Raw genomic sequence first — 12,353 nt, 5'->3', positions numbered from 1 at the left:
AAGGCGAAACAGCATATTTTTGTACAAGAAATGGATGATTCGCGTTGCTCGTTTATAGCCAAGACAAAGCCCATCAATCGGTTGATTGACGGGCTGATTTTTAGTTCGTGAACGCTGGTGTTTTGTAGTACCGGACGACCTTGATGAGTGTCGATGTGACGAGTCCGATCGCGAGTGGCAACGTGATGACGCCGATACCTTGCTCGGTGACAATCATATTTCCTTCCTCATAATAGCCCTTTTAATAGAAAACGCCTGAACCAATCGTCTCGTTCAACTCGAGCGTCGAGACGTTGAGGTATACCATGATGGCGCAGAGGGAGATGACACTGATGGAAAGGAATAACGTGGAGAACGATAGCTTGTTAGTCATAATAGCGCTCCTTTACATGTAGCAATATGAACTGATATTACCATATAAAGACAATTTTGACATGAGGCCAAAGCATCGATTTGCTCACCGATACAGGTCCCAAAGCCGTTCTGTTTGATCTCGCATCATCTCACGCAATTCGATCGGTGCCACGACCTCGACTTCCGCGCCGGCCGCGAGCAACTGCCGCGACAAGAACGGGAGCTCTGCTTCCGGCACATCCCACTCATTCTTTTCAGCGATATCGGGTAATACGTCTTCAAGCAGACGGCGGCCGAGCGGAGTGATATTGAGCCGGACGGTCACGCCGGTTCGTTCGTCAATTGCTTCGAGGAGCGTCGCCAAATCATCTGCTTCAAACGTCTTATCGAGCAGGCGTAGCGCTTCGACCCGGTCGATCCGATATTGACGCAACCCGTAATCCGAGAGACCGAACACGTACCATTTGAAGTTGAGGAGCGCCATCCCGACCGGCTCGATTGTGAACGTCCGTTGTCCTTTCGTCGTCGCGTACGTCATTTCGACTTTTCGTTTTCGTTCGACCGCCTCATAGACGTCTTTCGTGAACGGTGCCGGCGGGACAGTCTTGTTCCCGAGCCAAAGAATGTTCTTTTCAAGTCGGGCGATCTTCATCTCGAGGTCGTGCGGCAGCTCGTTCACGTACCAGTCGGACAGCGTGTCGCGCATATCGCCGAACGGTACGTCCGGGATCTGTTCCATCCATTTGAGCGTGAGGTAGAGCGCGACCGCTTCTTGCTCCCGGAGCTGGAGCGGCGGTAGCAAGCGGTTCGGCAACATCTCATAACCGCCGCCCGTGCCAGGGACGCTCCATATCGGATAGCCGAGTTCTTCAAGCGTGAACATGTCCCGTTGAATCGTCCGGACCGAGGCACCCGTCTCTGTCGCCAGTTCGTCCGCCGTGAAGCGTCGTCCCCGGTTGAGCAATCGGATCAACTGCAAATGTCGTTTTTTCAAATGAACCATTCCCGTCATGTTTTGTCGTGTTTGTCGATTAAGCTGAATGTATCACGAACCAAGGAGGAATACATCATGGCAAACGTCGTCGTATATATCGCGATGAGTTTAGATGGAAAGATCGCTCGGACGAACGATCAGCTCGATTGGCTATTTGAAATTATTGGGGATGGGGACAACGGTTACGCCGACTTCTTCAAGACGGTCGGTGCGGTCATCATGGGGCGGAAGACATACGAGGAAGTGTTGAAGTTAGAGCCTGACCGCTATCCGTACCCGGACATCCCGAACTACATTCTGACGCGGAGCCCGGAGCGGGAAGCCGAGCACGTCACGTTTACGGACGAGCCGATCGAGCAGTTGATCGAGCGGTTGAAACGAGAAGTCGACAAAGACGTCTGGCTCATCGGCGGCGGGGAAATCATCAAGGCCGCGATGGAACACGATTTGATCGATCGTTATGAGATCGCCATCGCACCGGTCGTCCTAGGAGAAGGCATCCCGCTCTTCCCGGAAGGCACGAAGGAGACGAAGTTGAGACTGACGAGTCAGCGCGCGTCCGGACAGTTCGTCATGGTGACGTACGAGTGAAATCGCTCAATTTCTTGAAGACAATCAAGTCGAACAGAACTTCTATGTACTAGAAGTTCTGTTCGCTTGGTTATCTTTTTCTTTTTTGAAAATGCCAACTAACAGCAGAGTGAGTCCGATTAAGAAAATAATAGGGAAGATAAGCCACATGATTAATCCGGCCCAACCATTTTGGACACTAATTGCATAAGAGAGTCCAATCGAAAAAGCTAAAGCGGGTGAAATGGGAAGCATCAGAGCGATGCCCCATATTTTATATTTTTTCTTTCTCGATTCTCCTGTACTAAGCAAATAAGCCGCAAGTGCACCTATACATGCAATGATATATCCGACAGCAATGGCCACTGAATCAATCCCTTCTCCTGATGATCATCCTTTTCATTCACTAAAACTTATAACCCTTCCAAGGGCAGTGTAGACACTTTTAACCCTATCGTTATTTTCCATATATGTAATTGAATATCCTTTCGTAATCCTGTCATTCATTCGAATGATCGTATTCCGATGACGGATGTACTTTAGCACCTGCGACCGCATCCGAATAATTGATTCCCTCAAAAAACCGAGCCCTTGAAGGACTCGGCTTCTCTCACACATGTTTCCGCTGAAACGCAGCAATCGCTTCATACTCTTCCGCGAAATGACGCGATAAGCGAATATAAATCGGGAGTAGTTCCCGGTAGATTGTCGTCGCCTCTACGTCCGGAATGTGCTCATGCGTCACTTGCGGTACGGCCGTGAAGTCGTCGATGTCACCGAACGCATACTCACCGAGCATGACCGCACCTAAGCACGAACTCTCATGGCTCTCCGGTACGACGACCGGCGTGTCAAAGATGTCGGCCATCATCTGGCGCCATAGCTTCGACTGGGCGAATCCGCCCGTCGCATGGATCCGGTTCGGTGCGCCTGTCAGTTCGTCGAGTGCGAGCATGACCGTGTACAAGTTGAAGATGACGCCTTCTAAGACAGCGCGGATGAAGTGCTCGCGTTTATGGTGGATGCTCAGACCGAAGAATGAGCCGCGCGCGTTCGAGTCCCAGAGCGGGGCCCGTTCGCCCATCAAGTACGGGTGGAACAACAGTCCGTCAGAACCCGGTTTGACCGTCTCGGCGATGCGCGTCAACACGTCATAGGCGTCCATGCCGAGCCGTTTCGCCGTCTCGACCTCGCTCGCCGCGAACTCGTCGCGGAGCCAACGCAAGATGATGCCTCCGTTGTTGACCGGTCCACCGATGACCCAATGCTTGTCGGTCAAGGCGTAACAGAAAATCCGGCCTTTCGGGTCCTCGACCGGCTCACGGACGACCGTCCGGATGGCACCGCTCGTCCCGATCGTGACGGCGACGACGCCCGGTTCGAACGCCCCGACACCGAGGTTCGATAGCACGCCGTCGCTTGCCCCGATAACGAGCGGGAAGTCCCAGCCGAGCGTCTCACGCACGTCTTGCTTTAATTGAATGATCTCGGTCGTCGGGACGAGTTCAGACAGTTGGTCCGGTGTGACGCCGGCGATATGTAACGCCTCCGCGTCCCAGTCGCACGTCTTCAAATTGAACAGACCGGTCGCCGAGGCGATCGAATGGTCGACGACGAAGCGTCCGGTCAGGCGATAGAAGACGTACTCTTTGATCGAGACGAACTTGGCGGCACGCTTGAACACGTCCGCATGTTCCGCTTTTAACCAACGCAGTTTCGACAGCGGCGCCATCGGATGGACCGGTGTGCCGGTGCGCATATGAAGCGCGCTCGCGTCAAAGTCGCGTTTAATCTCCTGCGTGTACGGGTTGGCCCGGCTATCGGCCCAGGTGATACTGTTCGTGAGCGGATGCCCTGACACATCGAGTGCAATCAAGCTGTGCATCGCTGAGCTGAACGAGACGAAGCGGATCGGCCCGTCGGCTTGCGCCCGGACGGCACTGACTGCTTCAAGCACCGCCCCGTAGATGACGACCGGGTCTTGCTCGGCCGTCTCCGTGTCCGGGGTGAGGAGCGGGTACAGCACGTTATGTACCGCGAGTTGTTGGTGATTCTGAAACAGGACGGCTTTCGTACTCGTCGTCCCGATGTCGACGCCAATGGTGTACACACAATCACTTCCTTTGTTAAATGATGAATAGGCTGATCAAGAAGACGACCGCAAATCCGGTCAGTCCGATAATCGTCTCCATGACGGTCCACGATTTGAGCGTGTCTTTCACGTCTAGACCGAAGTAGCGGTTGACGAGCCAGAAGCCCGAGTCGTTGACGTGTGAGAGGACAGTCGCACCGGAAGCGATGGCGATGACGATCAAGCCGAGCGCGGCCCCAGTGATGTTTTGAATCTCAAGAAGCGGCGTGATGAGTCCTGCCGCCGTGACCATCGATACGGTCGCTGAACCTTGGGCGACGCGGACGACGGTCGCAATCAAGAAGGCGAGCACGATCGCCGGAAGCGGTGACCCGGCCATCATCTCCCCAAGGACGTCACCGACACCTGAGTCGATCAAGATTTGTTTGAACACGCCGCCGGCACCGGTGACGAGGATGATGATCCCGGCCGGTTCGAGCGCTTTCGTCGCAATCTCTTGCACTTCGTCACGTGTGTAACCACGGCGCGTGCCGAGGAAGATGAACGTGAGGAGCGTCGCGATCGTCAAAGCGACGAACGGATGACCCATGAACGTCAAGAACGTACGAATCGTATTTCCTTCATCTAACAGTACCGCAGACAACGTGTTCGCAAGAATCAACACGAGCGGGATCGAGATGAGCGAGATGATCATTTTGAAACTTGGCAGTTCTTTCGATGTGTCGATCTCTTCAAATTCCATATAGTCCGGGATGGTGACGTGAATCTTGTTCGCGATGTACTTCCCGAAAATTGGACCGGCGAGAATCGCTGCCGGAATCCCGGCGATCACTCCGAACAAGATGACCCAACCGAGCTCGGCACCGATGAGGTTTGCGACCGCAATCGGACCTGGTGTCGGCGGGATGAAGCTATGTGTGACGGCGAGGCCGGCGAGGAGCGGGATGCCGTAGTAGAGCAGCGAGCGACCCGTCCGCTTGGCGAGGCCATAAACGATCGGAACGAGAATGATGAAGCCGACGTCGAAGAAGACCGGGACGGCGACGATGAAGCCGGTGATGGCGAGTGCCCATTGTGCCTTGTCCTCACCGAACTTGTTGACGAGTGTCTGGGCGAGACGTTCCGCGCCACCTGATACTTCTAACATTTTACCAAACATGGCACCGAGTCCGACGACGACGGCGACGAAACCTAGCGTCCCGCCCATCCCGTTCTGAATCGAGGTGATGACATCCCCGAGCGGCATTCCGGCCGCGATCCCAACGAGCAAGCTGACGAGCAAGAGCGAGACGAACGCATGAAGTTTCGTCCGCATGACCAAAAATAAGAGCAAGAAGATGCCGGCGACGGCGATCAAGATAAGTGTAGAGCCTGACATATTTAGTTCCCCCTTTACCGTATGTGTAACCGTTTACAAATTTTTACAAAGGAAAAGGCCACCCCTGACCTTCTCCCGAACATTATTTTTTGACGACCGCGTGGCCTCCGAACTCGTTGCGGAGTGCGGCGACGACTTTACCTGAGAACGTGTCGTCCTCGAGCGAGCGATAGCGCATCATGAGTGACATGGCGATGACCGGGGCCGCCGCCTGCAGTTCGAGCGCCGTCTCGACCGTCCATTTTCCTTCCCCTGAAGAATGCATGACGCCACGGATCTCATCGAGCTTGGCGTCTTTTTTGAACGCGTTCTCGGTCAGTTCCATGAGCCATGACCGGACGACCGAGCCGTGGTTCCAGACTCGGGCGACTTGTTCGTAGTCGTAGTCGAACGGGCTCTTCTCTAAAATATCAAACCCTTCGGCAATGGCTTGCATCATGCCGTATTCGATGCCGTTGTGGATCATCTTGAGGAAGTGGCCGCTGCCGGCCGGTCCCGTGTACAAGTAGCCGTTCTCGACCGAGAGGTCCTTGAAGATCGGCTCGATGGTTGGCCACGCGTCGGCGTCACCGCCGACCATCGTGCAGGCCCCGTTGCGTGCACCGTCCGTCCCGCCGCTCGTCCCGCAGTCGAAGAACGAGATGTTCTTCTCTGCGAACTGCTCGGCGCGTGAGACCGACAATTTATAGTTCGAGTTGCCGCCGTCAATGACGATGTCACCAGGTTCGAGTCGCTCGAAGAGTTCAGTGAGCACCGTCTCGGTGATGTCACCAGCCGGGACCATCGCCCAGACGACACGGGGCGCCTCAAGCTTGTCGACGACGTCCTTGAGTGTCGGGACGATCTCAAACGCTGTCGTCGCCTCGACGCTCGACGCGTCCGTTCCGATGACCGTGTGACCGTGGTCGCTCAAATTGAGCGCCAAGTTGTAACCCATTTTACCTAATCCAATCAAACCGATTTTCATAACGTCACCTCAAAAAAAGAATTTTTTTCCGTCTCTAGTCCATAATATCAAATAAAATTCGATTTTCAATAGAGATTGCGGAATTTTTTTCGGAAAGGTATCGTTAAGAGAGACGAAAGGGTGATAGATGATGGAATCGATGAATGGACTGGCCCGTATCCGCGGTGCCTATTCGACACTCAGCAAAAAGGAACAACGAATTGCCGACTATATGTTGAAACAACCGGAACTGATCATTCACCATACGATCAACCAAGTGGCCGACGACTTAGATGTCGCCGAGTCGACCGTGTTCCGTTTCTGTCAACGCGTCGGCTTCAAAGGGTATCAAGCGCTGAAGATCGCGCTCGCCTCGGATATCGTCGCACCGCTCCATGATATCCATGAAGACATCACGCAAGACGATACGCCACTTCAAATCGCCGAAAAAATTTTCGCGACGAACGTCAAGACGATCGAGTCGACCCGCCAAATCTTAGAGGAGGCGACGATGCAGCAGGCGGTCGACTTGTTGCTGTCGGCCCGCCGCATCGAGTTTTTCGGGAGTGGCGGCTCGGCTGTCATCGCACTTGACGCGTACCACAAATTCGTCCGTAGCGGCCTGCTCGTCACGGCGAATTTAGAATCACATATGCAGCTCATGTCGGCGTCACAGCTGACGACAGACGACGTCGCCGTCCTCATCTCGCATTCGGGTGCCTCGAAAGAGACGCTCGACGTCGCGCACGTCTGTCGGGATCGCGGTGTGCCAATTATAGCAATCACGAACTACGCCAAATCACCGCTCTCGAAACTCGCCGACGTCGCCTTGTATACCGTGTCGCAAGAGACCGAGTTCCGTTCCGAGGCGCTCGCTTCGCGTATCGCCGAGCTCAGTTTAATTGACGCTCTGTTCACGGTCGTCATGATGCAACGCGGGGAAGTGGGACGGGATGCGCTCCGTCAGATGCGGGAAGCCATCTCACGCCGTCGTATGTGAAGACAGCTCCGACCCAGGACGTTATGGGTCGGAGCTGTTTCATCGTTCACCCGACGTGGTATCGGATAAGGACAACCGAACGCTACGGGAGGAGAGAGGACGATGTCGCTCAATACGACGATGCTGGTCGTACTGCTCATATTGATGGTGCTTTTGATTTCGATGCCGTTCATGCTGCTGTTCTACTTATGGATGAAAGACCGCAATCAGCGCGAGCACGCCGTCCTCCGCAATTTCCCGCTCCTCGGTAAGGTCCGCTACATCCTCGAGATGATCGGCCCCGAGCTGCGCCAATACTTGTTTTTGAACGACAACGAGGCGACGCCGTTCTCGCGGAACGAGTACGAGTCGGCCGTCATTTCCGGGAAATATAAGTCGCGGCTCATCGGTTTCGGGTCGGAACGGGACTTCGACGCGAACGGCTTCTACGTCCAGAACGCCTTGTTCCCGACGCAACGAACTGATTTGAAGATCGCTCGTGACGAGACGGTGACGACGCATATGTATCACCTCGACGCCGACAACTTGTTCACGCGAAAAGAGCACATCGTCGAGCAAAAGGTGTCGCCGTATTTGTTGCCGCTTGCAGACGCGCCCGTCATCGGCAAAGACACATGCCGGGAGCCGTTCCAAGTGCGCGGCCTCATCGGTCAGTCGGCGATGAGCTTCGGCTCGCTCGGCGAGAACGCCATCAGCGCGCTCTCGATCGGTCTCGGCCGGGCGAAAGGGACATGGATGAACACCGGGGAAGGCGGCTTGTCCGACTATCACTTGAAAGGGGACGTCGACCTCGTCTATCAGATCGGACCGGCGCTGTTCGGTGTCCGGACCGAGGACGGGGCGTTCTCATGGGAGGCGTTCCAGGAGAAGAGTGCCATCAAACAAGTGCGCGCCTTCGAGCTGAAGCTCGCCCAAGGTGCGAAGACGCGGGGCGGCCACATCGAAGGTACGAAAGTGACGCCGGAGATTGCCAAGATCCGCAACGTCAAAGTCGGCGTCAGCATCGACAGCCCGAACCGGTTTAACGAGTTCCATACGAACACGGAGATGCTCGCCTTCATCGAGCGGTTGCGCGACGTCGGGGGCAAGCCGGTCGGCATCAAGCTCGTCGTCGGTCGGCTCGATGACCTCCATGACTTGATAGCCACCATGGCCACGTCCGATCGATATCCGGACTTCATCACCGTCGACGGCGGGGAAGGCGGGACCGGGGCGACGTACCAAGAGCTCGCGGACGCGGTCGGACTGCCGCTTCACGCCGCGTTGCCGTACGTCCATCGTCTCCTCATCGAGCATGGACTGCGCGACAAGATCAAACTGTTCGCCTCCGGCAAGCTCGTGACGGCCGATAAGGTCGCCATCGCCTTAGGGCTCGGTGCGGACTTCGTCAACATCGCCCGCGGCCTCATGTTCAACGTCGGCTGCATCCAGGCACAAGTGTGTCATACGAACCGGTGCCCGGTCGGTGTGGCGACGACGGACCCGAAGCTGCAACGGGCGCTCGTCGTCGACGAGAAGAGCTTCCGGGTGACGAACTATATCATCTCGCTCCGCGAAGGGCTGTACAACTTGACGGCCGCGGCCGGGCTCACGATACCGACCGAGTTCTCAGCCGAGCACATCATCTACAAATACGATGATGGACGGGTGAAGCCGGGGACCGAACTGTTCGGGACGAGCGACGGCTGAAGGGCTGCCGCTTTTTTTGTCATCGCGAAATGTAAAGATTACGGAATAGGCTGCGGAGAGGGTTACGTTTTGACAAAGCGTGGAAATGATACATATCTAGCGAAATACGGATAGAGAGGCTGAACACTATGAATAACATTGACTTCTTGTCGGCTGACCACTATCGCGTGTTCAAACAAATGGCACGGCGGTTAGAAGACCCAGGGGCGGCGGGGAAAGAATATTTCTCGGCGCTGTACGTGATCGCGGGGAACGAGCGGGTGCGTGACATTCTGCTGCCGTACATCAACCTCGAGACAGGGAGAATCAATACATCGACCATCATCGACGACAATACGTTCGAGAAGGGCGAAATCGTCCTCGTCAAACTCGTCATTCATCTGTACAATCATAAAGAATGGGTGCTACCGACGGAACTGATCAGCTTGCCGCAAGAGGACTATCAACTCGCGATGCAAGCGATCACGCTCTGTCGCGATGACCAGTTCGACGGAATCGTGATCCCGACAGCCGACGAGACAGAGACACGCGGGAAATGAACGAACGACCATCCCTTCAGAGCGAAGGAATGGTCGTTTTTATTGTGTCGTTTTTCTCGCTTTGAAGCTTCGCGTGAAGAACACTTCGAGATAAAAACATTTGAAGTTTTTCAGTGCCCTCGACTGATCACAAAAAGCTTTTCGGGACTTGCGTGTTTTGTTGAAGCGTCATCATGACACGGTGCGATTCACTCGTATCGAGATAGCTCGCCTCGTATTCGAACAAGCCGCTTTCGAGCTCGGTCACACGGACGAGTCGAACGAGGATGTCTGTCTTGTCACCGACTTGTGGCAAGAGGATCTTCAATTCGATGGCCTCGGTGACCGGCAGGCGAACCCGGGCGTAAAAATGCAGGCTTTGTAGCCCGCTCTTTGTCACGAGGATCGGGGTCGAGCCGATCGACAGCTCCCGGTCGTGGAACTTGTGGATCGTCACGCTCGCCTCGAGCGAGAACGCCTGTCGCGTGACGGCTGGACCGACCGTCTCCGTCGTCGCTAGGAAGCGGTCCTCGAGCGTACGTTCGAACTGCTCGGCGCCGAGTGGACGGCTGAACAAGTAGCCTTGGACGATGCGGCAGTTGAGGCGTCGAGCGACGTCGAGTTGCTCGAGCGTCTCGATGCCTTCGATGACGACGTCCATCGCAAACTCCTCGGCCATGAACAGGATTGTCCGCACGATCGCCTGTGTCTTTTTGTTCTCATGCAAGTCAGCGGCGAACTGTTGATCGATCTTGATCGTCTTGATTGGGTACTGCTGCAAATAAGATAACGACGAGTAGCCGGTCCCGAAGTCGTCGAGGGCGACACGGATATTGGCGGCGTCGAGCTGTTCGAGCGTGTCGTGAATCTTCCGATTATCGCTCAAGACATCGGTCTCTAGTATCTCGATCTCGAGCAGCGACGGCGTGAGCGTATAGCGGCGGAGCGCCCGCGTGACCGTCTCGGCATAGTGCCCATGCAACAGTCGTTTCGGTGACACGTTGATCGACACCGGGACGACGGGGAGGTCTTTGTCCTGCCAGTCGCGGAGATGGGCGCACGTATGATGGAGCACCCAATCGGCGAGTTGGATGTGGAGGTCGCTCTCTTCAGACAACGAGATGAAGTCGTTCGGCGGAATCCGTCCCCATTCGGGATGTTGCCAGCGGACGAGCGCCTCGGCCCCGACGATCCGGCCCGACCAGGCGTCGACTTTCGGTTGGAATTCAAGGAAGAGTTCGTCCTCTTCGATGGCGCGACGCAGATCGTTGCCGAGCTGATGTCGCCGATACGAGTCGATATTGAAGCTCGAGGCGTAAAAGACGAACCGGTCCATGCCCGGCAAGTTCGTCCGGCCGAGTGCCGTGTTGGCGTACTGCAGTAGCTCTTCGGCGACGGTCGAGTCATGCGGATAGCGGCTGACCCCGATCGAGACGGGTGGTCGCCATTCGTACGGGCCGACTTGGATATGCTTCTCCCCGAGTTTGAGCAAAGACTGGCAGTTCATGATCAACGATGGCTCATCCGTGACATCGGGCAAGAGCAACATGAATTCGTCACCCCCGAGATGACCGACGAAGCTGCCGTTCGGCAAACGATGGAGCAGGGCCGACGTCGCCGCGACGATCCAGTCATCTCCGACGGCGTAGCCGAAGTCGTGATTGATCCGGTGAATCGAGTTGAAGCTGATCGTCAGGACCGCGATGTGCTCGTGCTGCTCCATCCGTTCGCCCAGCTCATAGAGAAACAGGCTCCGGTTCGGCAGACTGGTGAGCGAGTCGTGCATGGCGAGCTGCCAGATCTGTTCTTCTTGCGTCTTCAGACGGGTGATATCGTGGGCGATACTGATGACGGCCATGACCGTGCCGTCGTCGTCAAACTTCGGGATGAGGCGTTCCTCGACCCATTTGACGCTGTCGGTGAAGCTTGTCCGGTAGAGGACGGTCGTTTCCTGCCCCGCTTCGACACTTGCGTGGGCGGCCCGGACTTTGGCCAAGTCGTTCCGATGGATCACGTGATGGCAAGATGTCGGGTCCTCGCCCATCGCTTGCGGTGCCGTCTGGAACAACGTCTCAAATCCGGCGGTATAAAACTCGAGCTTACCGGTCCGTAAATCTTTTCGGTAGATGGACGCCTCAATGTGCTTGTATAAGTCGCGAAGCCGTCCCACCTCGTCCTTTAAGTGGTCGTCTTGCGTGATGTCCCGGGCGATCCCGTACACACCGACGATCAAGTGGTTGTCATAGGCAGGGATGTTGGTGATTTGCAGCTTCAACATGCGGCCGTCCTTCTGTTTCGCCATGCATGTGTACGTCTCTTCAGTTCCTGACAGGGCGCTTGCGAAATACGTTTGGATCCGTTCGGCATCTGCTTCGGTCGTGAAGCGGGCGAAGTGCGTGAACAGCTCACGCTTCGTGTAGCCGAGCAAGAGCGACAATTTCTCGTTGGAATCGACGATGTTCCCGTGAATGTCGAGCAAGAAGACCGGGTCGAGGTGTCCTTCGATGAAGTGGCGGTCGTTCGTGACGTCAGCGAGTGCAATCGGTAAGTCAGTGGCAGCCAATCGAGATTTGAGCGGATTGATCCAGTTGAACCGAGTCATAGTTTCCTCCTTAATCTGAATATATCGAGTCAGGAACGGTGAAACATTCCAGATTTTCATTTCCAATCATTACAAAAACAGCAGCGTTTACAAATATACGCATAATTTGACGAGTAGTAAATATGTTTGAGTGAAGAGTCGATAAAACGGTAAAATAGACCTAAAACGTCGCGATATTAGAAGAATTAGAAGAATCGGACAATCGTTTAT

General features: G+C 55.2%; 11 protein-coding genes. 4 read left to right on the top strand and 7 right to left on the bottom strand.

Translation table 11 applies throughout. From position 1 onward, the window contains the following. Positions 1-241 precede the first annotated feature (241 nt). Positions 242-373 (bottom strand): hypothetical protein, encoded by a 132-nt coding sequence (locus tag EVJ20_RS15345; protein ID WP_268887656.1) that lies wholly within the window; start codon positions 371-373, stop codon positions 242-244. A gap of 84 nt (positions 374-457) precedes the next feature. Continuing rightward, positions 458-1,357, bottom strand: coding sequence for a helix-turn-helix transcriptional regulator (locus tag EVJ20_RS08205; protein ID WP_131458514.1), 900 nt, complete (start codon positions 1,355-1,357; stop codon positions 458-460). Positions 1,358-1,423: 66 nt separating this feature from the next. Between EVJ20_RS08205 and EVJ20_RS08200 the strand changes: the two genes are divergently transcribed. Next, positions 1,424-1,939 carry a dihydrofolate reductase family protein gene (locus tag EVJ20_RS08200; protein ID WP_131464477.1) on the top strand — a complete coding sequence of 172 codons (516 nt, stop codon included), beginning with the start codon at positions 1,424-1,426 and terminating at the stop codon, positions 1,937-1,939. Positions 1,940-1,981: 42 nt separating this feature from the next. Here the strand turns inward: EVJ20_RS08200 and EVJ20_RS08195 are convergent, their stop codons facing one another. The 4 genes from EVJ20_RS08195 to gnd all read right to left on the bottom strand — a co-directional run bounded on the left by EVJ20_RS08195 (position 1,982) and on the right by gnd (position 6,355). Beyond that, positions 1,982-2,284 (bottom strand): hypothetical protein, encoded by a 303-nt coding sequence (locus EVJ20_RS08195; RefSeq protein ID WP_131464474.1) that lies wholly within the window; start codon positions 2,282-2,284, stop codon positions 1,982-1,984. Between the two features lie 244 nt (positions 2,285-2,528). After that, positions 2,529-4,028, bottom strand: a complete 1,500-nt coding sequence (gntK, locus tag EVJ20_RS08190) for a gluconokinase (protein WP_131507863.1) — start codon at positions 4,026-4,028, stop codon at positions 2,529-2,531. A 16-nt stretch (positions 4,029-4,044) separates the two neighbouring features. Then, the gene (locus tag EVJ20_RS08185; protein WP_016507825.1) at positions 4,045-5,388 is read right to left on the bottom strand and encodes a GntT/GntP/DsdX family permease; all 1,344 of its coding nucleotides are present in this window, start codon (positions 5,386-5,388) and stop codon (positions 4,045-4,047) included. Between the two features lie 82 nt (positions 5,389-5,470). Then, positions 5,471-6,355 (bottom strand): phosphogluconate dehydrogenase (NAD(+)-dependent, decarboxylating), encoded by an 885-nt coding sequence (gene gnd / locus EVJ20_RS08180; protein WP_131507861.1) that lies wholly within the window; start codon positions 6,353-6,355, stop codon positions 5,471-5,473. A 130-nt stretch (positions 6,356-6,485) separates the two neighbouring features. Here gnd and EVJ20_RS08175 point away from each other — a divergent pair, with 130 nt between their 5' ends. The 3 genes from EVJ20_RS08175 (at position 6,486) to EVJ20_RS08165 (ending at position 9,562) form a co-directional block, all read left to right on the top strand. Next, entirely contained in the window at positions 6,486-7,334 is an 849-nt protein-coding gene (locus EVJ20_RS08175) for a MurR/RpiR family transcriptional regulator (protein ID WP_131458521.1), read from the top strand. 102 nt (positions 7,335-7,436) lie between these two features. Beyond that, positions 7,437-9,023, top strand: a complete 1,587-nt coding sequence (locus EVJ20_RS08170; protein WP_131507859.1) for an FMN-binding glutamate synthase family protein — start codon at positions 7,437-7,439, stop codon at positions 9,021-9,023. A gap of 128 nt (positions 9,024-9,151) precedes the next feature. Next, the gene (locus tag EVJ20_RS08165) at positions 9,152-9,562 is read left to right on the top strand and encodes a hypothetical protein (protein ID WP_131507857.1); all 411 of its coding nucleotides are present in this window, start codon (positions 9,152-9,154) and stop codon (positions 9,560-9,562) included. 127 nt (positions 9,563-9,689) lie between these two features. Here EVJ20_RS08165 and EVJ20_RS08160 read toward each other — a convergent pair whose 3' ends face one another. Next, positions 9,690-12,143, bottom strand: coding sequence for a sensor domain-containing protein (locus EVJ20_RS08160; protein ID WP_161568102.1), 2,454 nt, complete (start codon positions 12,141-12,143; stop codon positions 9,690-9,692). Between the last annotated feature and the right edge of the window lie 210 nt (positions 12,144-12,353).

The sequence above is a fragment of the Exiguobacterium sp. SH0S1 genome, from assembly GCF_004337165.1.
GTDB classification, from domain to species: Bacteria; Bacillota; Bacilli; order Exiguobacteriales; family Exiguobacteriaceae; genus Exiguobacterium; species Exiguobacterium aurantiacum_A.
Note: the sequence above shows the minus strand (reverse complement) of the source record. Positions and strands in the feature narration are given on the sequence as shown.

Excerpts from the sequence above, each read along its gene's own strand:
- EVJ20_RS15345 (WP_268887656.1), bottom strand. The coding sequence starts at position 373 with ATGACTAACAAGCTATCGTTCTCCACGTTATTCCTTTCCATCAGTGTC.
- EVJ20_RS08160 (WP_161568102.1), bottom strand. The coding sequence starts at position 12,143 with ATGACTCGGTTCAACTGGATCAATCCGCTCAAATCTCGATTGGCTGCC.
- gnd (WP_131507861.1), bottom strand. The coding sequence starts at position 6,355 with ATGAAAATCGGTTTGATTGGATTAGGTAAAATGGGTTACAACTTGGCG.
- EVJ20_RS08200 (WP_131464477.1), top strand. The coding sequence starts at position 1,424 with ATGGCAAACGTCGTCGTATATATCGCGATGAGTTTAGATGGAAAGATC.
- EVJ20_RS08205 (WP_131458514.1), bottom strand. The coding sequence starts at position 1,357 with ATGGTTCATTTGAAAAAACGACATTTGCAGTTGATCCGATTGCTCAAC.
- EVJ20_RS08170 (WP_131507859.1), top strand. The coding sequence starts at position 7,437 with ATGTCGCTCAATACGACGATGCTGGTCGTACTGCTCATATTGATGGTG.
- EVJ20_RS08175 (WP_131458521.1), top strand. The coding sequence starts at position 6,486 with ATGGAATCGATGAATGGACTGGCCCGTATCCGCGGTGCCTATTCGACA.
- EVJ20_RS08185 (WP_016507825.1), bottom strand. The coding sequence starts at position 5,388 with ATGTCAGGCTCTACACTTATCTTGATCGCCGTCGCCGGCATCTTCTTG.
- EVJ20_RS08165 (WP_131507857.1), top strand. The coding sequence starts at position 9,152 with ATGAATAACATTGACTTCTTGTCGGCTGACCACTATCGCGTGTTCAAA.